Raw genomic sequence first — 23677 nt, forward strand, 5'->3', positions numbered from 1 at the left:
GACCGAGCCCCGTCAATCCCCCACCGCGCGCCGGAGCGGCGGCAAAAAGCCGCGGACTTCCGGGAGAATTTGGTGGACCTGAGGGGACTCGAACCCCTGACCCCCTGCATGCCATGCAGGTGCGCTACCAGCTGCGCCACAGGCCCATCTGCGACCCCGGGAAGCCCGGGGCAACCCCTCAAGCTTACAACATCCGATCGGATGCCTCGAACACATCCGGGTGTCTGCGGGTCGTCTAGGCCGAGGTCTTCGGCTATCCGCGCGAGGGGTGGGACGAGCCGCTCAAATCGCAGCCCCTCGCCAGCGGACTGGCCGCGGGTGACCTCTCCAGCGCGCCATGGCTGAAGACGCGGGAGGCAAGCAGACCCTCGCCTCCCCGCCCTACGGTGCGGGGGTGGCGTGCTCCGGCAGATCGATGGGCACGACGGGGCAGTCCTTCCACAACCGCTCGAGGCCGTAGTAGACGCGCTCCTGCTCGTGGAAGACATGCACGACGAGGTCGCCGAAGTCGAGCAGCACCCAGCGCGACTCCTGGCGGCCCTCGCGTCGCAGACGCTTGTGCCCGGCCTCGAGGAGCTTGTCTTCGATCTCGTCTGCGATCGCGGCGACGTTACGCTCGCTGCGACCCGTGACGAGAAGGAAGATGTCGACGAGCGGAAGCGGCTCCGAGACGTCGAGACCGACGAGGTCTTCGCCGCCCTTCGAGTCCGCCGCGGCTGCAGCGATCTGCAGCATCCGTCGTCCGTTGTCACTCGCCGTCATCAGAAGACTCCTGTCGTGAAGGCGAGGATGAGAACGCCCACCAGCGCCAATGCCAGCACACCGGCCGTGATGGCGAGCGTCAGCATGAGGCGGCCACCCTTCTCGGGGGCCGGCGGCTTGATGATCTCGCCCGGTGCCTTCGCCGTGCTGATCGCGGCACTCGCCGCAATGGGCGTCGGCGAGGAGTGAGCGGGCAGCTCGCCGTCGACGAGAACCGCGTCGACTTCCTTGCCGTCAGCCGTGCCCGGCGCATGGCCGGTCGAGCCGAGACCCTCGGGCAGGTTGAACGTGCCAGTGATGAGCACTTCGCCCGTCGCGTTGACCGGAGCGACGATGGGTCCTCCGTTGGGCGACTGCGAAAGGATGAGGGCGTTCGGCGTCGCGACCGATCCGCTCGAAGACCGCGCGATGAGATCGTCGAACGACGGCGGCAGCGGCTCGGCCGGCTGCGACCCGCCGGCGAGGAGCGCCGCACCGAAACCGGGGTCGACGACACGGGGCGTCTCGTCTTCTGCGGGCTCATCCGGCGTGCCGTGAGAGGAATCGGTCTGGCGTGAGTCGGCGTCCGAGTCGGGGGCGTCCGTCACATCGGCGGCAGCCTCGTCGCGGTGCTCTTCGGGCGCCGCGTCGGCGGGGTGCTCCTCGTCCGAGTGCTCCTCGATCGACTCGTCGCCGTGCGACTCGTCGCCCTGCGACGACTCCACGCCGGCATCCGGCTCCTCGCCGGGCTCATCCTCGTGCGAGGGCTCCTCAGGTGAGTCGTCCGAGCCATGCTCGGCCGAGTCCTCCTCGGCGTCCCCGCCGTCGGAATCTTCGCCGTCGGCATCGGGGTCGACGCCGAGCGCGGCGAACGGATCGATCTCGGCCTCGTCTTCACCTGGGGCCTCGGGGACGCTCTCGACGAGGGGCGGGATGACGGGAGGGACCGAAGAGGTCGCCGATTCGTAGGCCGAGGCCACGTCGGGCGTGATGACCGGCACCGATGCGGTGCGGATGCGCTCCTGCTGGCGGGCCTGGCGCCGGGTGAGTGGTGAGACGCCGAGGTCGACCCCGCGATCGGGACCGGGAGGCTCGGGGAGGACGACGGGTTCCGCAGGGCGCGGCAGCGGCGAGACCGGGGTCAGAGAGGCCTCGAAGGGAGGCGGCGCGACAGGCGCGGCATCCGTCTCTTCGGTGGCAGCGGCGGTCTCTTCGGCGGCCATCACCGCAAGAGCCCCGGTGTCGATGACGGGGTTGGCTCCGGTGTTACGGATCTCTCGCAACTGCTTGCGCGTGAGCGGTGGAGTCTCAGGCTGCTCGTGTGTGCTCATTCGTTGCTCCGATAGAGATGGTGCTTCGCAATGTATTGGACGACGCCATCCGGAACGAGGTACCACACGGGATGACCCCGACGAACGCGCTCACGGCAATCCGTCGAGGAGATGGCGAGGGCCGGAATCTCGAGCTGACTGACGTCGTCGCTGGGCAGCCCATCGGTGCTCAGGACGTGCCCGGGGCGGGAGACCGCAACGAAGTGGGCGAGCTCCCACAACTCATCATGGTCCCTCCAGCTGAGAATCTGCGCTATCGCATCGGCGCCCGTGATGAAGAACAGCTCGGCATCGGGTCGCTCCCGCTTGAGGTCGCGCAGCGTGTCGATCGTGTACGTCAGCCCGCTTCGATCGATGTCGACGCGGCTCACGGTGAAGCTGGGGTTGGATGCCGTCGCGATGACCGTCATCAGATAGCGGTGCTCGCTCGGGCTGACCTCGATCTTCTGCCACGGCTGCCCCGTCGGCACGAAGACAACCTCGTCGAGTTCGAAGTGCTGGGCGACCTCGCTGGCGGCGACGAGGTGACCGTGGTGGATGGGATCGAACGTCCCGCCCATGACCCCGATCCTCGGGGCTCGTGCCACCGTCATGCGGTGACCTAGTGGCCGTGGCCCGTTCGCTGGATGTCGTTCGCGTGGGCACGCGCGTAGGCCTCGGCCTTGTGCGCGTGACGGTTGGCGACGTTGCGGTAGCTCAGGGTGACGAAGGCGAGCGACAGGAAGACGACGATCGCGATGATGCCGAAGCCGACGGTCTCGAGAGCGACGTTGTGGTGCTCGGCTTCTTCGGCGGCGAGGGCGATCAGCGTGGCGACGGTCATTCGATCTCCGTTTCGGGCTCGCGCCCCGTTCGAAGGCGCGCGTCCAGTCTATGCCGTCAGGCCCGCACCTGCCCGGAGCCCCGCGCCAGCCACTTCGTACTGGTGAGCTCGGCGAGCCCCATGGGTCCGCGGGCGTGCAGCTTCTGCGTCGAGATGCCCACTTCGGCGCCGAACCCGAACTCTCCGCCGTCGGTGAATCGCGTCGAGGTGTTGACCATGACGACGGCCGAATCGACCTCGGCGAGGAAGCGCTCGGCGTTGGCGTCGTCTTCGGTCACGATCGACTCGGTGTGGTGGGTCGAGTAGGTGCGGATGTGGCCGAGCGCGTCGTCGAGGTCGTCGACGACCCGCATCGCGATGTCGAGGGAGAGGTACTCGGTCTGCCAGTCCTCCTCGGTGGCCCCGACCACTCCCCCGGCCAGCGCTCCCACCGTGCCGTCGCCGTGCACGGTGACGCCGCGCGCCTGCAGCGCCTCGACGAGCGGCGGCACGAGCCTCTCCGCCGCGTCGCGGTGGACGAGCACCGTCTCGACGGAGTTGCAGACGCTCGGCCGCTGAACCTTCGCGTTCACGACGATGTCGCGCGCCCACTCGAGCGGCGCGGTCGCGTCGAGCACGATGTGCACGACACCGGCTCCGGTCTCGATGACGGGGACGGATGACTCGGTCACGACCGTCTCGATGAGCTGTGCGCTCCCCCGCGGCACCAGCACGTCGACGATCCCCCGCGCCTGCATGAGCGCCTTGGCGCCGTCGCGGCCGAAGTCGTCGACCGTCTGGATGGCCTCGGGGTCGATGCCCTGACCTGCCAGCGCGCCGCGCATCGCGCGGACGAGGGCCGCGTTCGTGAGCTCGGCGGCCGTGCCGCCGCGCAGCACGACGGCGTTGCCCGCGCGGAGCGCGAGTGCGGCGATGTCGACCGTGACGTTGGGCCGCGCCTCGTAGATCGAGCCGACGACTCCGAAGGGCACCGAGACCTTGGTGAGCTCGACGCCGTTGGGGAGGGTCCGCTCGTCGAGCACGCGCCCGACGGGGTCGGGAAGGGCCGCGATATCGCGCACAGCGGCGGCGAGGGCCGCGACGCGCGGCTCGTCGAGACGCAGCCGGTCTTGCAGCGACTCCGAGAGCCCGCTCGTGCGTCCGCGCTCGAGATCTTCGCGGTTGGCCGCGACGATCTCGGCCGCAGCCGCCTCGATCGCGTCGGCGATCGCGAGGAGCGCGGCGCGCTTCTCATCGTCGGTGAGCAGGCCGATGCGGCGGGCGGCGTCCTTCGCGAGCAGCATGCGCTCGCGCGGAGTGGTCGCGATCGTGGTCATCCCGCCAGTTTATCGGCGGGCAGGCCTGAGCCGGCGGTGCGGATCGGCCCGGTGGGCGCGGGCGCTGCCGGCTCGGGGTTCGGGTCGAACCACGTGCCGATCTCGGCGCCCGCGAGGGCTTCGTCGACGAGGTCGGCGCTCGTGACGAGCACGCCGACACCGGATGCCGCGGCCAGCCGCGCCGCTGAGACCTTCGTCGCCGCGCCGCCCGTGCCGACGCTGTTGACGACGACCGAGCCGAATTCGAAGCCGTGCAGATCGTCGCCGTACTCGACGCGTTCGATCGGACGCGCGCCGGGCTGGTCGGGAGGCCGCGTGTAGAGCGCTTCGATGTCGCTGAGGAGCACGAGCGCGTCGGCGCCGATGAGCTCCGCGACGAGCGCGGCGAGCCGATCGTTGTCGCCGAAGCGGATCTCGTGGGTCGCCACCGTGTCGTTCTCGTTCACGATGGGAAGGATGCGAAGGCCCAGGAGCCGCTCCATCGCGCGACGCGCGTTGGACCGGGGTGTGCTGTTCTCCAGGTCGCCTGCCGTGAGCAGCACCTGACCCGCCACGATCCGGAACGGGCGGAGCGCGTCCTGGTAGCGGTAGATGAGGACGTTCTGCCCTACCGCGGCCGCGGCCTGCTGCGTGGCGAGGTCGTTCGGCCTCTCGCCCAGCGAGAGGTACGGCATGCCCGTCGCGATGGCGCCCGACGAGACGAGCACGACCTCGGTGCCCCGGGCGTGGGCCGCGGCGAGGGCCTCGACGATCGGCTGGATCTTCTCGGCGTTCTCACCGCTGATCGACGACGAGCCGACCTTCACGACGACCCGCCGCGCGGTGGGGAGGTCGGCGCGGACGCGCGCCGTCACGCGTCGTCCTCCTCGCTCCATTGCGCCGCTGCGAGGCGCTCGGCCTCGAGCTCGGCGCGGGCGTCGGCCTTGGCATCCATCCGCTCGTGATACCGCTCGCGACGCTCGCTCGTCGTCCGGCGGCCGGACGAGTCGAGTCGCGCATCCGTGCCGCGCGGGGCCGTGATGAGCTCGGCGGTCGAGCTGAGCGAGGGATCCCAGTCGAAGACGACGCCGTCGCCCTCGCCGATGACGACGGTCGCGCCCGGAGTCGCTCCGGCACGGAAGAGCTCGTCTTCGACGCCGAGCTTGTTGAGACGGTCGGCCAGGTAGCCGACGGCCTCGTCGTTCGTGAAGTCGGTCTGCTGCACCCAGCGCAGCGGCTTCTCGCCGAGGATCCGGTAGAGGTCGCCGTACGTGCCGCCCTCGACGCGCACGCTGAACTCCTTCTCGGAGCCCTTGGGGCGGATGACGATCCGCTCGGGGGCCGGCTTGCCGGCCTCTTCGGTGCGGTGCCTCAGGACGATGTCACCGAGCGCGAACGAGAGCTGGCGGAGGCCTTCGTGGCTCACGGTCGAGATCTCGAACACGCGGAATCCGCGGGCCTCGAGGTCGGGCCGCACGAGCTCGGCGAGATCCTTGGCCTCGGGCACGTCGATCTTGTTGAGGACGACGATCTGCGGGCGCTCGAGAAGGGGCTTCTGCCCCTCCGGCACCGGGTAGGCGGCGAGTTCGCCGAGGATGACGTCGAGGTCGCTCAGCGGGTCGCGACCGGGCTCGAGCGTCGCGCAGTCGAGCACGTGCACGAGCGCCGTGCAGCGCTCGACGTGGCGCAGGAACTCCAGGCCGAGCCCGCGGCCTTCGCTCGCGCCCTCGATGAGACCGGGGACGTCGGCGACCGTGAAGCGCACGTCACCGGCCTGCACGACGCCGAGGTTGGGGTGCAGCGTCGTGAACGGGTAGTCGGCGATCTTCGGCCGTGCCGCCGAGATCGCAGCGATGAGACTCGACTTGCCCGCCGAGGGGTAGCCGACCAGGGCCACATCGGCGACCGTCTTGAGCTCGAGAAGGACGTCGCCCTCCCAGCCCGGCGTGCCGAGCAGGGCGAAGCCGGGGGCCTTGCGCTTGGGAGAGGACAGCGCCGCATTGCCGAGACCGCCGAGGCCGCCCGGGGCGACGACGAAGCGCATGCCGGGCTCGATCAGGTCGACGAGGGTCTCACCGTCGGGGTCTTTCACGACGGTGCCGACGGGAACCGGCAGCTCGAGCGACTCCCCGGCCGCGCCGGAGCGGTGATCGCCCATGCCGAAGCCGCCGTTGCCGGCGTGGCGGTGGGGCGAGTGGTGGTACGACAGGAGCGTCGTCTCCTGCGGGTCGGCGACCAGCACGATGTCGCCGCCGTGCCCGCCGTTGCCGCCGTCGGGGCCGGCGAGCGGCTTGAACTTCTCACGGCGCACCGACACGCAGCCGTTGCCGCCCTTGCCCGCGCGGAGGTGCAGTGTGACCCGGTCGACGAAGGTGACCATGGAATCTTCTCCTGGGTTTGGTGCGGAAAAAGACTGCGAGGGGCGAGCCGAAGCCCGCCCCTCGCGAAGACTGTCTTGCTGAGCCGGTGGCTGAGCTCGTCGAAGCCTACTCTGCGGCCGCGACGATGTTGACGACCTTGCGGCCGCCCTTCTTGCCGAACTCGACCGCGCCGGCCGACAGGGCGAACAGCGTGTCGTCGCCACCGCGGCCGACGTTGGCGCCCGGGTGGAAGTGCGTGCCGCGCTGGCGGACGATGATCTCGCCCGCGTTGACGACCTGGCCGCCGAAGCGCTTCACGCCGAGTCGCTGGGCGTTGGAGTCACGACCGTTACGAGTGGAGCTTGCGCCCTTTTTGTGTGCCATCTCTGCGTCTCTTCCTGGACTTACTTGATGCCGGTGATCTTGACGCGCGTGAGGTCCTGACGGTGGCCCTGGCGCTTCTTGTAGCCGGTCTTGTTCTTGAACTTCTGGATCACGATCTTCGGGCCGCGCTCTTCGCCGACGACCTCGGCGGTGACGACGACCTTCGAGAGCTTGTCGGCGTCGGTCGTGACGGCGTCGCCGTCGACGAGCAGCACCGCGGGGAGCTCGATCTTGTCGCCGATTTTGGCCGCCTGGCGGTCGAGAACGACGACCGTGCCGACCTGGACCTTCTCCTGCCGGCCACCGGCGCGCACAACTGCGTAAACCACTTCACACCTTGTTTCTTCTCGGAGCGCACGCGCTCGGGATGTCATGAAAGACGCGGTGCGGATGTCTCGACGCACCAAAGGACTACTTTACCGGATGCCGAGGCAATCCCCAAAAAGCGCGGACGGCCGTGTCGCGGCATCCGCTCAATAGGATCGGCACGTGGCGATCCTCATCGACGACCCGAGGTGGCCGGCGCACGGCCGGCTCTGGGCGCACCTCGTGTCGGACGACAACCTCGACGAGCTGCACGCCTTCGCCGCCGCGAACGGCATCCCCCGGCGGGGATTCGACCGCGACCACTACGACGTTCCCGACGAGGCGCATGAGCGGCTCGTCGCCGCCGGGGCCCGGCACGTCGACGGGCACACGCTCGTGCGCGCCCTCATCGCGTCGGGCCTGCGGGTGACGGCGCGCGAGCGCCGCGGTCGCTGAGCCCGCCGGGGCGCAGCGACCGCCGGGGCTCACTCCCCCTGCGTCGGCAGGTGCGGCACGGGCGTGCCGGTGAGCGCGGCCGTCGTCACCCGGCGACGCGACCGGCCCTGACCCGGCGCCTTCGGCTCGGGAAGAGCGTTCAGCACGGAGTCGAGAAGCATGTCCTTCTCGGTCTTCGGGGCCTTCGGCTCGCGCTTCTTGCGGGCCTTCTTCGGACGCTCGACCGGCGGCTCGAGCGGAAGCTCGATCGTCGGGACCGGTGCGCCCGAGGCATCCGTCGGCACCTCGTCGTGATGGTGGATCGTGGATGCCGCGATCTGCGCGAGCGCGGACTTCACACCCTCCGTGATCACGTGCGTGCCCGTCGAGGGCGCCGGAGCCGAGCCTGCGCGCGGACGACGGCCGTTCTGCGGACCGGCGGCGGCGGGACCGCGGTGCTTCACGACGGGGTCGTGGTGCACGATGACGCCGCGACCCGCGCACACGTCGCAGGCCTCGCTGAAGGTCTCCAGGAGGCCTAGGCCGAGCTTCTTGCGCGTCATCTGCACGAGGCCGAGCGACGTGACCTCGGCGACCTGGTGCTTCGTGCGGTCGCGGCTCAGGCACTCCACGAGGCGGCGCAGCACGAGGTCGCGGTTGGACTCGAGCACCATGTCGATGAAGTCCACGACGATGATGCCGCCGATGTCGCGCAGGCGCAGCTGGCGGACGATCTCCTCCGCAGCCTCGAGGTTGTTCTTCGTGACGGTCTCTTCGAGGTTTCCGCCGGATCCGACGAACTTGCCCGTGTTGACGTCGACGACCGTCATGGCCTCGGTGCGATCGATGACGAGCGAGCCGCCCGAGGGGAGCCACACCTTGCGGTCGAGCGCCTTCTCGATCTGCTCCGTGATGCGGAACTGGTCGAACGGATCGTGCTCGCTCTCGTAGCGCTCGACGCGCTCGAGGAGGTCGGGGGCGACCGCCTCGAGGTAGCCGACGATCGTGCTGTGCGCGTCTTCGCCCTGGATGAGCATGCGCGAGAAGTCCTCGTTGAAGACGTCGCGGACGATCTTGACGAGCAGATCGGGCTCGGAGTGCAGGAGCGAGGGCGCCTGGATCGTCTCGACCTGCTTGGAGATGTGCTCCCACTGCTTGGTGAGGCGCTGCACGTCGCGGGTCAGCTGCTCCTCGGTCGCGCCCTCCGCGGCGGTGCGCACGATGACGCCCGACGACTCCGGCAGGACCTCCTTGAGGATGCGCTTGAGGCGCGCACGCTCGGTGTCGGGGAGCTTGCGCGAGATGCCGTTCATGGCGCCGCCCGGCACGTACACGAGGTAGCGGCCCGGGAGGGAGATCTGGCTCGTCAGGCGTGCGCCCTTGTGGCCGACCGGGTCTTTCGTGACCTGCACGAGCACGCGGTCGCCCGTCTTGAGGGCGAGCTCGATGCGGCGCGGCTGGTTGCCGGTCTCGACGGCATCCCAGTCGACCTCGCCCGAGTACAGCACGGCGTTGCGGCCGCGGCCGATGTCGACGAAGGCGGCCTCCATGCTGGGCAGGACGTTCTGCACGCGGCCGAGGTACACGTTGCCGATGAGCGACGCGTCCTGGTTGCGCGCGACGTAGTGCTCGACGAGCACGTTGTCTTCGAGCACGGCGATCTGGATGCGCCCGTTCTTCGAGCGCACGATCATGACGCGGTCGACGGCTTCGCGCCGTGCGAGGAACTCGGCCTCGGTGACGACCGCGCGGCGGCGACCGGCTTCACGACCGTCGCGGCGGCGCTGCTTCTTGGCCTCGAGGCGCGTGGAGCCCTTGATTCGCTGCGGCTCCGTGATGAGCTCGACGGCGCGCTGGCGCTGGTGCACCGGCCTCTCGGGCGGGGAGTCGGAGGAGGAATCGGATGCCTCGTCCCGGCCCTCTCCCCCGCGGCGGCGGTTGCGGCGGCGCGACGAGGTGCTCGTGCCCTCGTCGACGGTCACCGCCTCCTGCTGTCGGCCCGGGCGGGGCGGCAGCGGCGTGATCTCGGGCGCGTAGAAGTGCAGCTGCGTCGACACCGCCGAGACGAACACCTCCGGCAGGAGGCCGAGCGCCACGGCCGTGACCGGCTCGGACTTCGCGTTCGACTCGGACTTCGCGTCGGGCTCGGACTTCGCGTCCGGCTCGGGCTCGCCCGATTCCGGCTCAGCCGACTCGGGCTCAGCCGACTCGGCGGGCTGCGCCGAGGCATCCTGAACCGAGTCATCCTGAACCGAGTCGTCCGGAACCGAATCGTCCTGAACCGGCTCGTCCTGAACCGGCTCGTCGGCGGAATCCGGCGCGGGAGCGCCGTCGTCCGTGCCTTCAGGCCGCTCGCCGCCCTCGACCTCGACGACCTCGACCGACTCGATGACGGCCTCGAGTTCGTCTCGGGCAGCCTCCGACTGCTCCGGGGCTACCGGAGTGTCTGTCTCGGGCTGGGTGTCGAAGGGTGCGTTGCTCTCATCTGCCATCACCGGCGTACTCCCTGCGGGGCGACACCGCGCGTCGCCCGGCGAAATCTCGTGCGGTGCCGCACCTGCGGTGCCGCGAACTCACTCGGTCTGCAGCAGGACCCGGCTCATGGGCGGGGGCCCTCTCGCTGCGAAGGGCTGTCATCGCCCTGAAGTCTTCTGTGATGCGCAGGCGGCGCGGCCGCGACGCATCGACGACCATTATCGCACTTTCCCCCGCCGATTGCGTGGCGGGGCCATCCGCGGCGTTGCGCGGGGCGCCTCGGCGCGGCATCCGCACAGTCCCCGGTGTCATAATCCGAGGCATGCCTTCGCCTCAGTCGCACACTCGTCCCACGGCGATGGCCGTCTGGCTCGTCATCGCCGGTGTCGTCGGGTGGTGGGCCGCCTTCTCGCTCACGATGGAGAAGTTCCACGCCCTCATGAACCCCGGTGAGGCCGCCTCGTGCGACTTCAGCCCCCTCGTGCAGTGCACGAAGAACCTCGATTCGGCGCAGGGCAGCGTGTTCGGCTTTCCCAATCCGATCCTGGGGCTCACCGGCTGGGTGGCGCCCATCGTCGTGGGCATGGCGATCCTCGCCGGCGCCCGCTTCGCGCGCTGGTTCTGGATCGCCTTCTGGGCGGGCATCGCCTTCGCGTTCGGCTTCGTGATCTGGCTCATCAGCCAGAGCATCTTCATCCTCGGCACTCTGTGCCCGTGGTGCATGGTGACGTGGGCGGTGACGATCCCGACGTTCTACGTCGTGACGCTCCATCTGCTGCGCGCGGGCATCGTGCCGGTGCCGCCCCGCGTCCGTCGTGTCGCCGAGTCCCTCATGGGCTGGGTGCCGCTCATGGCGATCGTGAGCTACGCGATCGTGGCGGTGCTCGCGCAGGTGCGCCTGGACGTGCTCGGCGCGCTGTTCTGACCCACGGCGCTGCGATGACGGATGCCGCGGCCGGCCCGCGTTGTGGCAGCGGCGTCGTCAGGACCGTCAGAACCAGATGGCGAGTTCGCGCTGCGCCGACTCGACGGAATCCGAGCCGTGCACGAGGTTCTGCTGCACTTTGAGGCCCCAGTCGCGGCCCAGGTCGCCGCGGATGGTGCCGGGAGCGGCCGTCGTCGGGTCGGTCGTGCCGGCCAGCGACCGGAAGCCCTCGATGACGCGGTTGCCGGCAAGGCGGATCGCGACGGACGGCCCCGACATCATGAACTCGAGGAGGGGCTCGTAGAACGGCTTGCCCTCGTGCTCGGCGTAGTGCTTCTCGAGCGTCTCGCGATCGGGCTCGACGAGGCGGATGTCGACGAGCGAGTATCCCTTCGACTCGATGCGGGCGAGGATCTGCCCCGTCAGCCCGCGGGCGACGCCGTCGGGCTTCACGAGGACGAGGGTCTCTTCGGTGGCCATTTCAGTCTCCGTTCGCATTCTCGGCCTCGGCGGCCAGGCGGGCGTTTCGCCGGTCGAGCGATGCCCCCTTGATCGTCGCATACGCCCACATGCCGCCGAAAATCAGGGCGACGATCGCGAGCGCGGGGAGGAGCAGCGCGGCCAGCAGCAGCGCGATCTGAAGCCCCCAGCCCACGGCGAGCGCCCAGCGGTGTCGCAGCAGACCCGCGGTGAGGAGCATCAGGACCGCGAGGACGGCTCCCCCGACCACACCCCACCACGAAGGGATGCCTGCCGGAAGCGCCTGCAGTCCGAACACGGCGAGTCCGCCGAGGAACACCACGACCGATTCGAAGACGAGCACGATCGAGCCGAGCGACTCCGCCGCTCCCCGTGCCCGGCGCTGCCGGCGCGGTGGGTCGGCGGCGGCCGTCACGGCGTCCACCCCGACTTCCAGTCCTCCGCCGAGGCGAGGGCGAGGGCTTCGCCCGCGAGCACGACCGACCCGGCGATGACGACGGCGCGCCGATCGGATGCCGCGGCCCACTCGCGTGCGGCCTCGGAGGCATCTGCGACATCGGCGTGGACCGTCACGGGAAGGCCGGCGACCTCTGCGAGATCGGCGATCCGGTCGGCGTCGTTCGCTCGCTCTGAGTCGGGTGCCGTCGCGAAGACGTGCGACGCGACCGGCGCCAGGGCGGCGACGATGCCGGCGGCATCCTTGTCGGCGAGGACGCCGAGCACGATGCCCCACTCGTCGAAGTCGAACGACTCGCGCAGGGCCTCCACGAGCGCACGCGCTCCGTGCGGGTTGTGCGCCGCGTCGACGAGAACTGTGGGGCTCACGCCGACCAGCTGGAGACGGCCGGGCGAGGTGCTCTGGCCGAGTCCTTCGGCAAGCACGTCGCCCGTGATGGGCTGTGCGCCGCCGCCGATGAGCGACTCGACGGCCGCGATGGCGAGCGCCGCGTTGAAGCCCTGGTGTGCGCCGTAGAGCGGCAGGTACTTGTCCTCGTACACGCCCGCAAGGCCGCGCACGGTGATCGCCTGCCCACCGACGGCGAGGCTGTCCTTGACGAGGGCGAAGTCCTGACCCTCGAAGGCGATCGTCGCGCCCTTCGCGGCAGCTGCGTCGCGCAGGACGGCCTCGGCCGCTGCGCTCTGGCGGGCCGAGACGACGGCCGCGCCGTCCTTGATGATGCCGGCTTTGACCGAGGCGATCTCGGCGATCGTCTCGCCGAGGCGGTCGGCGTGGTCGAGATCGATCGGGGCGATGACCGCGACGTCCCCGTCGGCGGTGTTGGTGGAGTCCCACGACCCGCCCATGCCGACTTCGATCACCGCGACGTCGACGGGGGCGTCCGCGAACGCGACGAAGGCCAGCACCGTGAGCAGCTCGAAGAACGTCAGCGGCGCGTCGCCGGCCGCCTCGAGCTCCGCGTCGACGATCCCGATGAAGGGCTCGACCTCGTCCCACGCGTCCGCCACGGCGGCGTCGTCGATGGGCGCGCCGTCGATCATCATGCGCTCGGTGAACCGCTCGAGGTGAGGGCTCGTGAACAGGCCCGTGCGCAGGCCGTGCGCGCGCACGAGGCTCTCGATCATCCGGCTCGTCGAGGTCTTGCCGTTGGTCCCCGTGACGTGGACGACGCGGTACGTGCGCTGCGGGTCGTCCAGCAGATCGAGCACGCGGCGCGTGCGTTCGACCCGGGGCTGCACCCAGCGCTCGCCCTGTCGCTGCAGAAGTGCCGTGTAGACGGCGTCGGCGCGTTCGCGGTCGTTCACTTGGTCTCGCTCCCATCGCTCACGGCACCGGATGTCGATGCCCCCACTCGTGTCACCGCGACGCGGAACGCGCCACGGTTGGCGAAGTCGCCTGCGCCGTGCTCGCGCACGAGGTCGCTCGAGGTCGCGGCGGCACTCGCGATCACGGCGCCGTCCGCGAGCAGGGTGTTCCCGTCGGGGCCGAGGACGGCATAGTCGAGGGCGAGGGTCTCACCCGCGACATCCGCCACCGCGAAGGCGTCGGCGACGGCCCGTGCGTCGTCGGCGTCGTCGAACGACAGCCGCAGGTCGATGCGGTCGCTCACGTCGAACCCGGCGGCCTTGCGGGTGTCCTGCACGGCGCGGATGACGTCGCGCGCGAGCCCCTCGGCCTCGAGCTCGGGCGAGGTCGTGGTGTCGAGCAGCACGAAGCCGCCGTCGGCGAGCAGCGCGATCGCGGTGCCCTCGGCGACGCCGCCGGCTTCGAGTGCGAGCTCGTACTCGCCCTCCTCGAGCGCGATGCCGTCGACGACGACCGTGCCGTCGACCTCTTCCCAGATACCGGCCTTCGCGCCGGCGATGACGTGCTGCACCTGCTTGCCGAGGCGCGGGCCGGCCGCGCGGGCGTTGACGCTCAGTCGCCGCGTGATGCCGTAGCGCTCCGCGACGTCGTCGCCCAGCTCGACGAGCTCGACCTCCTTGACGTTGAGCTCGTCGCGGAGGATGTCGTCGAACTGCGCGAGGGACGCGGCATCCGGAACCACGACCGTGAGCCGCGGAAGCGGAAGCCGCACCCGCTTGCCGACCTTCTTGCGCAGGGCGTTCGCGACGCTGGATGCCTCGCGCACGGCGTCCATCGCGGAGCGGATGTCATCGGCCGCGGGGAAGGCGTCGGCGTCGGGCCAGTCCTGGAGGTGGACGCTGCGACCGCCGGTGAGGTCCTGCCAGATGCGCTCCGAGACGAGCGGGATGAGCGGCGCCGCGACGCGGGTCAGCGTCTCGAGCACCGTGTACAGGGTGTCGAAGGCCTCGGTCGACCGCGGGTCCTCGGTCACGCCGAGCCAGAAGCGGTCGCGCGAGCGGCGGATGTACCAGTTCGTCAGCGCCTCGGCGAAGTCACGGAGCTTCGCCGCCGCCATCGTCGAGTCCAGCGCCTCCAGGTCGGCCGCGACATCCCGCACCAGATCGCCCGTCAGGGCGAGGATGTGCCGGTCGAGCACGTCGGTGGAGTCGGTGCGCCAGGATGCCTCGTACCCGCCGCCGCCGGCCCCGCGCGCCGCGTTGGCGTAGGTGGCGAAGAAGTACCAGGCGTTCCACACCGGCAGGAGGAACTCGCGCACGCCGGCGCGGATGCCCTCCTCGGTCACGACGAGGTTGCCCCCTCGGAGCACCGAGCTCGACATGAGGAACCAGCGCATCGCGTCCGAGCCGTCGCGGTCGAAGACCTCGCTGACGTCGGGGTAGTTGCGCAGCGACTTCGACATCTTCAGGCCGTCGCTGCCGAGGACGATCCCGTGGCAGGAGACGCCCGTGAACGCGGGGCGGTCGAACAGCGCCGTCGAGAGGACGTGCATGAGGTAGAACCACCCGCGCGTCTGCCCGATGTACTCCACGATGAAGTCGGCGGGCGAGTGCTCGTCGAACCACTCCTGGTTCTCGAACGGGTAGTGCACCTGCGCGAAGGGCATCGAACCCGAGTCGAACCACACGTCGAGGACGTCTTCGATGCGCCGCATCGTCGACAGGCCCGACGGGTCGTCGGGGTTCGGCCGGGTCAAGTCGTCGATGTAGGGGCGGTGCAGGTCGACGGCGCCCTGCGTATCGCGCGGGAGACGGCCGAAGTCGCGCTCGATCTCCTCCAGCGATCCGTACACGTCGACGCGCGGGAACTCGGGGTTGTCGCTCTTCCAGACGGGGATGGGCGAACCCCAGTACCGGTTGCGGCTGATCGACCAGTCGCGCGCGCCCTCGAGCCACTTGCCGAACTGGCCGTGCTTGACGTTCTCGGGCACCCAGGTGATCTGCTCGTTGTTCGCGAGCAGGCGGTCCTTGATCTCCGTGACGCGCACGAACCAGCTCGAGACCGCCTTGTAGATGAGGGGGTTGCGGCACCGCCAGCAGTGCGGGTACGAGTGCTCGTAGCTCGCTTCGCGCAGCACGCGCCCCTCTTCGCGCAGCAGACGGATGAGCGGGCGGTTCGCGTCCATCCACAGCTCGCCCGCGACATCGGCGACCTGCGGGAGGAACCGGCCGCCGTCGTCGAGGCTCATGATGAGCGGGATGCCTGCCGCCTCGGTGATCCGCTGGTCGTCCTCGCCGTACGCCGGCGCCTGGTGGACGATGCCCGTGCCATCGGCGGTCGTGACGTAGTCGTCGACGAGGATGCGCCAGGCGTCGCCGGTGCCCCAGGTCGCGGCATCCGCGTAGTAGTCGAACAGGCGGTCGTAGGTGACATCGGCGAGTTCGTGGCCCATGACCGTCTGCACGACGGCCTCGCGCGCGGCCTCGGCCGACTCGTAGCCGAGGTCCTTCGCGTAGCCGGCGAGCAGCTCGTCGGCGAGGAGGTAGCGATGCGCCGTCGCCTCGACGGGGTCGTCGCCGGGGTGGATGTCGGCAGCGCCGTTCGGACCGCCGGGCACGACGACATAGCGGATGTCGGGGCCGACCGCGAGCGCGAGGTTCGTCGGGAGGGTCCACGGCGTCGTCGTCCAGGCCAGCGCGCGCACGGCCGTGAGGCCGAGCGCCTCCGCCTTCGCGCCGGTCAGCGGGAAGGTCACCGTGACCGACGGGTCCTGGCGCATCTTGTAGACGTCGTCGTCCATGCGCAGCTCGTGGCTCGACAGCGGCGTCTGGTCTCGCCAGCAGTACGGCAGGACGCGGTATCCCTCGTACGCGAGCCCCCTGTCGTGGAGCGTCTTGAACGCCCACAGCACCGACTCCATGTAGTTCGTGTCGAGCGTCTTGTAGCCGCGCTCGAAGTCGACCCAGCGCGCCTGGCGGGTGACGTAGTCCTCCCAGTCCCGCGTGTACTCGAGCACCGACTCGCGCGCCTTCGCGTTGAAGGTCGCGACGCCCATGGCCTCGATCTCGTCCTTCTCGGTGATCCCGAGCTGCTTCATCGCCTCGAGCTCCGCCGGCAGGCCGTGAGTGTCCCAGCCGAAGACGCGGTCGACCTTCTTGCCGAGCATCGTCTGGAAGCGCGGGAAGAGGTCCTTCGCGTACCCGGTCAGGAGATGGCCGTAGTGCGGGAGGCCGTTGGCGAACGGAGGACCGTCGTAGAAGACCCACTCCTCGGCGCCCTCACGGTTCGCGATCGACGCCCGGAAGGTGTCGTCCTCCGCCCAGAACGCGAGTACGCCGCTCTCGATCTCGGGGAAGCGCGGGCTGGGGGTGACCGCGTCAGCGGCGGGTCCGAACGCGGAGGGGCGTGGGTACGTCATGTCGTCTCGCAAGGTCTCGTCTCATCGGCTTCTGCCGGGACGACACGGCCTGGACTGTCGTCCACGCGTACCGCGGTACCACCCTGCATTGACGGATGCCTCGTGCCGGGGCATCCGTCCCCTCTCACTGCGGCTGTGACGGGCCTGACCCGCCCGGTTCTACTGAGGACCAGAGTCCTGTTCTTCCGGGAGCTCCCCGGTGATGGCCGGATCGATGCTGGTCCTGCGATTCTACCGGGCGGCGGAGTACCCTGGCGGTGCAATCTGCTGGACCTCTCCCCGGGCAGGGGGATGACATGCCCGACGATGGGCCTCGCCGCCGGCCGGACCTCAGCCGTCGCGGGTTCTTCGCACTCGTGGGAGGCGCCGCGCTCGCGGCTGCCCTGGCATCCTGCGCGCCCGGCGAGACGCCCGTGCCCGCACCGACGTGGACTCCCCCGGCCGACCCCATGGCGTTTCCGCCCGGCTTCGTGTGGGGGGCTGCGACAAGCGCCTACCAGGTCGAGGGATCGCTCACGGCCGATGGGCGCCGCCCGTCGATCTGGGACACCTTCGCCGCCCAGCCGGGAGCGATCCGCGACAGGTCGACGGGTGACCCGGCGGCCGACCAGTACCGGCGCTACCCGCAGGACGTGGAGCTCATGGCGGGACTGGGGCTCGGCGCCTACCGGTTCTCGCTCGCGTGGCCGCGCATCCAGCCCACCGGCTCCGGTGCCGCGAACGTCGCCGCGCTCGACCACTACCGGCGCCTGGTCGATGCGCTCGGGGCTCGGGGCATCCGCAGCGCCGTCACGCTGTTCCACTGGGATCTGCCCCAGGCCCTGCAGGATGACGGCGGGTGGGAGAACCGGGCGACGGCGGAGCGCTTCACCGACTACGCGGCGATCTGCTTCGACGCGCTGCGTGACGTCGACATCGACTGGATGACGTTGAACGAGCCCAAGTCACATGCCTTCGCCGGGCATTGGTACGGGGCTCACGCCCCCGGCCTGCGCGACCCGGATGTCGCCGCGGCCGCGGTGCACCACCAGCTGCTCGCCCACGGTCTCGCGGTGCAGCGGTTCCGGGAGGGCGGGGCGTCGGGTCGCATCGGGATCGCGCTCAATCTCATCCCGGTGTACCCGCTCGATCCGACCCTCCCGGACGGGGCCACGCGGCTCGACGGCCGCGAGAACCGGCTCTTCCTCGACCCCGTGCTGAAGGGCAGTTACCCGACGGACGCGATCGGAGCCGAGCCGGGTCAGCTGCCGGCCGACCCGGAGGCGTTCGCGGCGCTCCAGCGCGATGGCGATCTCGAGGTGATCGCCGCCCCGAACGACTTCCTCGCGGTGCAGTACTACGGCGTCACCGGGGCCGACTCGAGCGGGAACGAGGCGTCGATCGCGCCGACCTCCGCCGCCTCGTGGCAGCAGATCCGCGCCGAAGGGCTCTACGACCTCTTGATGCGGCTGCGCCGGGACTATCCCGAGATCCCGCTCCTCATCACCGAGAACGGCATCCCCGACCCGACGCCCGACGTGACGGTCGACGATCCGCACCGCACGGATTTCCTGCGCGCGCACTTCCAGCAGGCGGCGCGCGCCATCGGCGAGGGGGTGCCGCTGCAGGGCTTCTACGTGTGGTCGCTCCTGGACAACTTCGAGTGGGCGGAGGGGTATCAGCAGAGGTGGGGCCTCATCGCCGTCGATTTCGACACCCAGGAGCGCACCCCGAAGCAGAGCGCCGAGTGGTACTCCCAGGTCGTCGCGGCCAACGCCGTCGCCGCGGCGTGAGGAGAACCGGCGCGACGGCACCGCGAGATGACGAGCGGCGGCGCCGCTTCGTCTCACCAGGAGACGATGGTCGCCCGATCGAGCGAAGAATCCGATCGGAGTGCCGGCAACTCCTCGGGTGCCACGATGATGACAGCGTGGGGGTCGGCCGCGTACAGCGCGCGCACCGCTTCGGCGACGGTCGCCGGCCGGTCAGAGCGGGGCACGCTGTCGCCCCAAAGTTCGTCGATGACCTTGTATCCTGCGTCCGTCCACTGACCGGTGAGGGCGAACAGCCACTGATTGGCCAGTCGGGGTGCGGTTGAGCCGTCGAGCTCGCTCGGGACTACGTAGCGGTGACCGTCGCTCGTCACCGCACTGGCGGCGAGTTCGTCGATCCGGGAGACGGAGTCGTCGGACTCGGGATACTCCGCCGCCTGCCAGGTGGAGCGCGCCTCCAAACCCGGTGGGACGCGGAGGCCGATCCCCTCCGACGTCGGATTCACGGCACCCGAATAGACGACGAGGACCATGGTCAGCACAACGGCGGTACCCGCCGCGAGCGCGCGAGATCGCGTCGAGCCCGACACGAGGCGGACGAAGGTGGCTGAGGCCGCGGCGAGGAGGACCGTCGATGCGAGCTGTACCGCGGCTCCGGTCTTGAAGAAGTAGTACGCGAGCTCGTGGATCTGCGTGAGCTGATAGACCGCGATCGCGCCGACGAGCAGCAGTCCTGTCGTGGGGAACAGCGCCAGCACACCGACGCGCACCGCACGCCCCCGCCGAGAGTGGCCGGCGAGCCGCGCAGATCGCAAGCCGACGGCGACACACACGAGCACAGCCAGGGCGGGGGCGATCAGCATCTCGGTGCGGGACCCGCCGTAGAACCCCCCGTTGACGAGGAGCTGCGAGACGGTCGTACCCCCTTGTGGCCCACCGCGCAGGGTTTGAAAGGCGAGAAGGCCGCCCACAGCAGCGAGGGCAGCCGACACAGCGAGCGCCGCCCATCCTCCGCGCGAGCGGGGCAGGCGACCGCGGCGAAAAGGGAATGCGAGAGCTGCAGCCCCCGCCGCAGCGGGAATCAGCAGGATCGCCCAGTTGTGGGCGATCCCGATGAAGCACGCGGACAGCGCGAGGAGCGCGGTGAGCCCCGAGACGCGCTCAAGCAAGATCGCCAGCAGGGGAATCGCACCGAGCAAGCCGACGCTGACAAGGAAATTCGGGAACCCGTAGAAGATCAGGGTGCCGGCGCCGGCCGGTCCGACGGTGAATGCGAGGGTCACGAGCACGCTCATGGCCGTGGCTAGCAGCAGGTTCCTGCGCACCTGAGGCAGTGCCACGATGCCGAAGAGAAGCAGTGCGACGACGCCGAGACTGATGAGCGCCGTCGCCTGGGCGTACCCCATCAGCTCAGCGCTCGGGTCGAGTACGCTCCTGCCCACAGTGACGTCCATCACCGTCGCCGCGCCGGCGTGGAATCCCTTCGGGTAGTTCCGGTAGGCCATCGACTCGAATTCGCCGGGCTCTACGAGTCCGGCGAGGGAGCCGCTCCGACGGATCATCTCGACCATGTTGAAGTGGGCGGCGTGATCCCAGCCGAGCCGCAGGAGGCGCAGCGCGCTGGGCGCATCACTGATTGCCCAGAGCGGCTCAAGGCACCACGCAGCGAATCCGACCCCGAGAAAGGCCGGCATGTCGGCTGGTCGGACACGCGGAACGAGGCGACGCCAGCTCACTCTCCTTGCTGCCAGGAGAGCGACGAGTGTCCCTGCGATCGCGGCAGTGCCCAACCCCCATCTCGTCACTCCGGCGACGGGCAGTGGCAGCCAGACGACGAGCGCCGCCATCCCGATCGCAATGCATAGGACGTAGAAGATCCGTCGACCGGCTTCTCGAGACGACGGCACTGCGAGGGCGCACAGAGTCCCGAGCACGATCAACGTCCAGCCGCCGAGGACACCGGCAGCCTGCGCAGCGATCAGTAGCAGAAACGCAGCCGACCCAGTGGTGAGACCTACGACGAGCGGCCGCCCCGTGGGTCTCGCCGCGCGCACTGCCGCGAGCGGATGAACCATGTGTGAACACTAGAGGGTGCGGCGCGTCGGCACCGCGAGGCGATGAGCGTGGCGCCGCGAGGCGATGAGCGGCGGTGCGTCGAGGGAGGAGGGAATGCGGCATCCTGAACCGGAGTTTCTGGACTCGTGCCAAGATCGATGTCCGTGACCTCCGCTCCTCCCGCTCCCTCCCCCGTCTCCGACTCCACCGCCCCCGCCCGCCGCGTCGCGTGGGCGTCGATGGTCGGAACCTCTCTCGAGTCGTTCGACTTCTACGTCTACGCGTACTTCGCGGCGTTCTTCGTCGGTCCGCTGTTCTTCGACCCGCTCGGGGATGTCGGCGGCACCTTCGCGGCGTTCTCGACGATCGCGCTGGCGTTCGTCGTGCGGCCCATCGGCGCGGCGATCTTCGGTCACATGGGCGATCGCCTCGGCCGGCGCGCGACGCTCCTGTGGACCGTCGGGATCATGGGCGTCGCGACGGGCCTCATCGGCCTGCTCCCGACCTACGCGCAGGCCGGATGGCTCGGCGCCGTCCTGCTCCTGATCCTCCGCATCGCGCAGGGCCTCTCGCTCGGCGGCGAGTGGGGCGGCTCGATCCTCCTCGCGACGGAGCACTCCGGACCGGTCAAACGCGCGTTCTACGCCGCGATCCCCCAGCTCGGCTCGCCCGTCGGCTCGATCCTCTCGGCCGCCGTGTTCATCGTCATGACCGTGGCGCTCCCGGCCGACCAGCTCGCGGCGTGGGGCTGGCGCATCCCGTTCCTCCTCGCCTTCCCGCTCCTGCTCGTCTCGCTGTACCTGCGGTGGTCGATCGATGAGACCCCTGTCTTCGAGAACGTCGTCGCGACCGGGCGCCGGGACCGCATCCCGTTCCTCACGATGTTCCGCGTGCGGCCCCTCGCGCTCGCGATCGCGATCGGCGCGGCCCTCCTCGGCATCGGGTCGTACTCGCTCATGAACACCTACACGATCAACTACGGCGTGGAGCGGCTCGGCTTCAGCTTCCAGGACCTCCTGGTCGCCACGACGATCGGGGCTCTCCTGCAGCTCGTGACGATCCCGCTCTTCGGCGCCTGGGCGAGCCGCATCGGCTCGGCGAAGGTCGTCGCGTGGGGCGCCCTCGGCACTCTCCTCATCGCGTTCCCGATGTACTTCCTGCTGCAGTTCGCGACGTTCCCGATCCTCGTCGCGACGATGATCGTCGGCGGGATCCTGCCGACCATGTCGTGGGCGGCGCTCGGCGGTCTCATGAACGACCTCTTCCCCGACCACTTCCGCTACTCGGCGCTCTCGGTCGCCTACGCGATCGCCGCGACCATCTCGGGCTTCGTGCCGCTGGTGACCGTCGCCCTGGGCGACGCGACGGACTTCGCGTGGTGGCATCCTGGGGTCGTGCTCGCGATCCTCTCCGCCGTCACACTCGTCTCCGCCTGGGCCGCCTCGCGCCGCCGGCCGGAGCCCGAGGAGGGCTGAGTGGCACGGGCCGGCGGACCCCTCGCGCCCCGCATCTCGGCGCCCGATCTCCCGCCGCAGCTCGAGGACGTGACGGGGCTCGAGCGCCGCGCCGACCTGCTGGGCGCGCGCATCGTCGGCCTCGAGGGGGTGACGGATGCCTCGCACTCGCGTCTCGAGGAGTGCGCGGTGGCCGAGGCATCCGTCGCCCGCCTCGACCTGACCGGCGCCGTCCTCACCGACGTCGCCATCTCGCAGCTGCGGGCCACCGAGGTCGTGGCGCGGGAATCGCGGTGGCGCAACGTGCTTCTCGCGGGAGGAAGGATCGGCACGTTCGACCTGTCGGGTGCCGAACTCGACAGCGTCGAGCTGCGCGGTGTGCGCGTGGACTACCTCTCGCTGCGCGGCGCGACGGTCGGCGACCTCCTCGTCACGGACTGCACGATCCAGACCCTCGACCTCCCGCTCGCGACGCTCTCGCGCGTGAGGTTCGACGGCTCGCGGGCCGACGAGGTCGCCACCGACGGGCTTCGCGCCGAGCACACCGACCTCCGCGGCCTCGAGGCGTTGGCCGTCACGCGACCCGACGCCCTGCGCGGAACGACGCTCTCCTCCGCGCAGGTGGAGCAGCTCGCCCCCGCGTTCGCCTCGGCCCTCGGGATCGACGTCAGGGACTGACTTGAGGTCGGCGTCGCCGCGGCGGGCCATCGGCGGCTCGCGGTCGGCGGCTCACGGGCGCGGCGGCGATCCACGGGAGGTTCTCACCGGACGGGAGGGCCGATCCGGCCGGATCCGCCCTCCCTTCCGGCGAGAACCTCCGCTGGGCGGAGGCTCCCTCACGCGGCGAGATGCAGCCCGCGCGCGACCGCGCCCATGATCATGGCCTGCACGCTCGGCCAGTCGTTCACGACCTGGTCGTAGCCCACGCGGATGACGTGGAACCCGGCGAGCATCAGCTTCGCGTCGTGCTCGATGTCGCTCGTCCGCTGTCTGCCGACGTGGTGGCCTCCGTCGATCTGCAGGACGAGCCGCTCGCCGATCAGGAAGTCGACGGGCCGTCCGAGGAGCCACGCCTGCGGGAGGATCCGCAGGCGCATCCACCGGAGCCTCGGACCAACGAGCGTCTCCAACCCCGAGTCGGCGAAGGGCGTCGCGACGTCGAGGAGGTGCTGCAGTTCGCGCGGCAACGGCAGGCGCCGCAGCGACGCGTGGTCGACGAGCCCCTGCCGCAGCGCCGACTCGACGATCGCGAGGGCTGTCTCCTGAGGCTGGCAGGTCGCGACGAGGGCGAGCACGTTCTCGATGCGGTCCTCGAGCTGGTCGGGACTGCGGGGAACGACAGGATGCCGCCAGTGCACCACGCCCGGCGCAGGCACCGCGATGCGACTGGCGTGGCCACGGGCGGCGACGTGCACGGGCGTCGCGGTCGGCAGCACCCACAGCCCGCTGCGTCTGGCCTGCGTGACGCACGACAGCACGACGCCGTGCTGCGCCGCCGCGACGAGGGAGGGGTCGGCGTCGGGAAGCGCGACCCACCGCCGCCGGATGCGCCTCAGCCGCCCGGTCGCGACCGCCGAGGCGACGACGTGCGGGCGCACGTGGCGCGCTGTCAGCACCGAGCCGAGCACGATCCCGCCGTACGAGCGGACGAGTTCCACGACATCCATCGTCCGATCGTG

Annotated in this window: 21 protein-coding genes and 1 tRNA gene; 5 read left to right on the forward strand and 17 right to left on the reverse strand. The window is 70.2% G+C overall.

Features of this window, described 5'->3' with window-relative positions:
- Positions 1-70 precede the first annotated feature (70 nt).
- The 10 genes from ACSBPH_RS01320 to rplU form a co-directional block, all read right to left on the reverse strand.
- Positions 71-146 (reverse strand) — tRNA-Ala (locus tag ACSBPH_RS01320).
- A gap of 235 nt (positions 147-381) precedes the next feature.
- Entirely contained in the window at positions 382-762 is a 381-nt protein-coding gene (rsfS, locus tag ACSBPH_RS01325; protein ID WP_442575821.1) for a ribosome silencing factor, read from the reverse strand.
- On the reverse strand, positions 762-2072 hold the full coding sequence (locus tag ACSBPH_RS01330; protein WP_442575822.1) for a hypothetical protein: 1311 nt from the start codon (positions 2070-2072) through the stop codon (positions 762-764). The genes rsfS and ACSBPH_RS01330 overlap by 1 nt, the downstream gene beginning before the upstream one ends.
- The gene (nadD, locus tag ACSBPH_RS01335; RefSeq protein WP_442575823.1) at positions 2069-2665 is read right to left on the reverse strand and encodes a nicotinate-nucleotide adenylyltransferase; all 597 of its coding nucleotides are present in this window, start codon (positions 2663-2665) and stop codon (positions 2069-2071) included. The genes ACSBPH_RS01330 and nadD overlap by 4 nt, the downstream gene beginning before the upstream one ends.
- Before the next feature lie 8 nt (positions 2666-2673).
- Positions 2674-2895 (reverse strand): hypothetical protein, encoded by a 222-nt coding sequence (locus tag ACSBPH_RS01340; protein WP_442575824.1) that lies wholly within the window; start codon positions 2893-2895, stop codon positions 2674-2676.
- 56 nt (positions 2896-2951) lie between these two features.
- On the reverse strand, positions 2952-4211 hold the full coding sequence (locus ACSBPH_RS01345; protein ID WP_442575825.1) for a glutamate-5-semialdehyde dehydrogenase: 1260 nt from the start codon (positions 4209-4211) through the stop codon (positions 2952-2954).
- Positions 4208-5065, reverse strand: coding sequence for a glutamate 5-kinase (gene proB, locus ACSBPH_RS01350; RefSeq protein ID WP_442575826.1), 858 nt, complete (start codon positions 5063-5065; stop codon positions 4208-4210). Before proB ends, ACSBPH_RS01345 begins: the two co-directional genes overlap by 4 nt.
- Positions 5062-6570: a GTPase ObgE gene (obgE, locus tag ACSBPH_RS01355; RefSeq protein ID WP_442575827.1), complete on the reverse strand. Its 1509-nt coding sequence runs from the start codon at positions 6568-6570 to the stop codon at positions 5062-5064. Before obgE ends, proB begins: the two co-directional genes overlap by 4 nt.
- 106 nt (positions 6571-6676) lie before the next feature.
- Positions 6677-6934: a 50S ribosomal protein L27 gene (rpmA, locus tag ACSBPH_RS01360; protein ID WP_442575828.1), complete on the reverse strand. Its 258-nt coding sequence runs from the start codon at positions 6932-6934 to the stop codon at positions 6677-6679.
- A gap of 20 nt (positions 6935-6954) precedes the next feature.
- Positions 6955-7263, reverse strand: coding sequence for a 50S ribosomal protein L21 (gene rplU / locus ACSBPH_RS01365; protein WP_442575829.1), 309 nt, complete (start codon positions 7261-7263; stop codon positions 6955-6957).
- Positions 7264-7423: 160 nt separating this feature from the next.
- Here rplU and ACSBPH_RS01370 point away from each other — a divergent pair, with 160 nt between their 5' ends.
- On the forward strand, positions 7424-7696 hold the full coding sequence (locus ACSBPH_RS01370; RefSeq protein WP_442575830.1) for a DUF4031 domain-containing protein: 273 nt from the start codon (positions 7424-7426) through the stop codon (positions 7694-7696).
- 29 nt (positions 7697-7725) lie between these two features.
- On the opposite strand, the gene ACSBPH_RS01375 is transcribed toward ACSBPH_RS01370, so the two are convergent.
- Entirely contained in the window at positions 7726-10167 is a 2442-nt protein-coding gene (locus ACSBPH_RS01375) for an Rne/Rng family ribonuclease (RefSeq protein WP_442575831.1), read from the reverse strand.
- Positions 10168-10472: 305 nt separating this feature from the next.
- Here ACSBPH_RS01375 and ACSBPH_RS01380 point away from each other — a divergent pair, with 305 nt between their 5' ends.
- Positions 10473-11075, forward strand: coding sequence for a vitamin K epoxide reductase family protein (locus tag ACSBPH_RS01380; RefSeq protein ID WP_442575832.1), 603 nt, complete (start codon positions 10473-10475; stop codon positions 11073-11075).
- 66 nt (positions 11076-11141) lie between these two features.
- On the opposite strand, the gene ndk is transcribed toward ACSBPH_RS01380, so the two are convergent.
- From ndk to ileS, 4 genes are read right to left on the reverse strand one after another with little or no spacing between them, the layout of a single operon-like run.
- A complete protein-coding gene (gene ndk, locus ACSBPH_RS01385) occupies positions 11142-11555 on the reverse strand; it encodes a nucleoside-diphosphate kinase (RefSeq protein ID WP_442575833.1) in 414 nt (137 codons plus the stop codon).
- 1 nt (position 11556) lies between these two features.
- The gene (locus ACSBPH_RS01390) at positions 11557-11979 is read right to left on the reverse strand and encodes a DUF4233 domain-containing protein (protein WP_442575834.1); all 423 of its coding nucleotides are present in this window, start codon (positions 11977-11979) and stop codon (positions 11557-11559) included.
- A complete protein-coding gene (locus ACSBPH_RS01395) occupies positions 11967-13319 on the reverse strand; it encodes a bifunctional folylpolyglutamate synthase/dihydrofolate synthase (RefSeq protein ID WP_442575835.1) in 1353 nt (450 codons plus the stop codon). Before ACSBPH_RS01395 ends, ACSBPH_RS01390 begins: the two co-directional genes overlap by 13 nt.
- Entirely contained in the window at positions 13316-16738 is a 3423-nt protein-coding gene (gene ileS / locus ACSBPH_RS01400) for an isoleucine--tRNA ligase (RefSeq protein ID WP_442575836.1), read from the reverse strand. Before ileS ends, ACSBPH_RS01395 begins: the two co-directional genes overlap by 4 nt.
- Before the next feature lie 296 nt (positions 16739-17034).
- On the opposite strand from ileS, the gene ACSBPH_RS01405 reads away from it, so the two are divergent.
- The gene (locus tag ACSBPH_RS01405) at positions 17035-18510 is read left to right on the forward strand and encodes a GH1 family beta-glucosidase (protein WP_442575837.1); all 1476 of its coding nucleotides are present in this window, start codon (positions 17035-17037) and stop codon (positions 18508-18510) included.
- Positions 18511-18563: 53 nt separating this feature from the next.
- On the opposite strand, the gene ACSBPH_RS01410 is transcribed toward ACSBPH_RS01405, so the two are convergent.
- Positions 18564-20564, reverse strand: a complete 2001-nt coding sequence (locus ACSBPH_RS01410) for a hypothetical protein (RefSeq protein WP_442575838.1) — start codon at positions 20562-20564, stop codon at positions 18564-18566.
- Between the two features lie 138 nt (positions 20565-20702).
- Here ACSBPH_RS01410 and ACSBPH_RS01415 point away from each other — a divergent pair, with 138 nt between their 5' ends.
- Positions 20703-22019 (forward strand): MFS transporter, encoded by a 1317-nt coding sequence (locus ACSBPH_RS01415; RefSeq protein WP_442575839.1) that lies wholly within the window; start codon positions 20703-20705, stop codon positions 22017-22019.
- Positions 22020-22676 carry a pentapeptide repeat-containing protein gene (locus ACSBPH_RS01420; RefSeq protein WP_442575840.1) on the forward strand — a complete coding sequence of 219 codons (657 nt, stop codon included), beginning with the start codon at positions 22020-22022 and terminating at the stop codon, positions 22674-22676.
- Positions 22677-22834: 158 nt separating this feature from the next.
- On the opposite strand, the gene ACSBPH_RS01425 is transcribed toward ACSBPH_RS01420, so the two are convergent.
- A complete protein-coding gene (locus tag ACSBPH_RS01425) occupies positions 22835-23665 on the reverse strand; it encodes an endonuclease domain-containing protein (RefSeq protein ID WP_442575841.1) in 831 nt (276 codons plus the stop codon).
- Positions 23666-23677: the final 12 nt, after the last annotated feature.

This window comes from Microbacterium sp. F51-2R (assembly GCF_052180235.1).
Classification (GTDB): Bacteria; Actinomycetota; Actinomycetes; order Actinomycetales; family Microbacteriaceae; genus Microbacterium.

Coding starts and splice junctions, on each gene's coding strand:
- rsfS (WP_442575821.1), bottom strand. CDS start 762: ATGACGGCGAGTGACAACGGACGACGGATGCTGCAGATCGCTGCAGCC.
- ACSBPH_RS01330 (WP_442575822.1), bottom strand. CDS start 2,072: ATGAGCACACACGAGCAGCCTGAGACTCCACCGCTCACGCGCAAGCAG.
- nadD (WP_442575823.1), bottom strand. CDS start 2,665: ATGACGGTGGCACGAGCCCCGAGGATCGGGGTCATGGGCGGGACGTTC.
- ACSBPH_RS01340 (WP_442575824.1), bottom strand. CDS start 2,895: ATGACCGTCGCCACGCTGATCGCCCTCGCCGCCGAAGAAGCCGAGCAC.
- ACSBPH_RS01345 (WP_442575825.1), bottom strand. CDS start 4,211: ATGACCACGATCGCGACCACTCCGCGCGAGCGCATGCTGCTCGCGAAG.
- obgE (WP_442575827.1), bottom strand. CDS start 6,570: ATGGTCACCTTCGTCGACCGGGTCACACTGCACCTCCGCGCGGGCAAG.
- rpmA (WP_442575828.1), bottom strand. CDS start 6,934: ATGGCACACAAAAAGGGCGCAAGCTCCACTCGTAACGGTCGTGACTCC.
- ACSBPH_RS01375 (WP_442575831.1), bottom strand. CDS start 10,167: ATGGCAGATGAGAGCAACGCACCCTTCGACACCCAGCCCGAGACAGAC.
- ACSBPH_RS01380 (WP_442575832.1), top strand. CDS start 10,473: ATGCCTTCGCCTCAGTCGCACACTCGTCCCACGGCGATGGCCGTCTGG.
- ndk (WP_442575833.1), bottom strand. CDS start 11,555: ATGGCCACCGAAGAGACCCTCGTCCTCGTGAAGCCCGACGGCGTCGCC.
- ileS (WP_442575836.1), bottom strand. CDS start 16,738: ATGACGTACCCACGCCCCTCCGCGTTCGGACCCGCCGCTGACGCGGTC.
- ACSBPH_RS01405 (WP_442575837.1), top strand. CDS start 17,035: ATGCCCGACGATGGGCCTCGCCGCCGGCCGGACCTCAGCCGTCGCGGG.
- ACSBPH_RS01410 (WP_442575838.1), bottom strand. CDS start 20,564: ATGGTTCATCCGCTCGCGGCAGTGCGCGCGGCGAGACCCACGGGGCGG.
- ACSBPH_RS01415 (WP_442575839.1), top strand. CDS start 20,703: ATGTCCGTGACCTCCGCTCCTCCCGCTCCCTCCCCCGTCTCCGACTCC.
- ACSBPH_RS01425 (WP_442575841.1), bottom strand. CDS start 23,665: ATGGATGTCGTGGAACTCGTCCGCTCGTACGGCGGGATCGTGCTCGGC.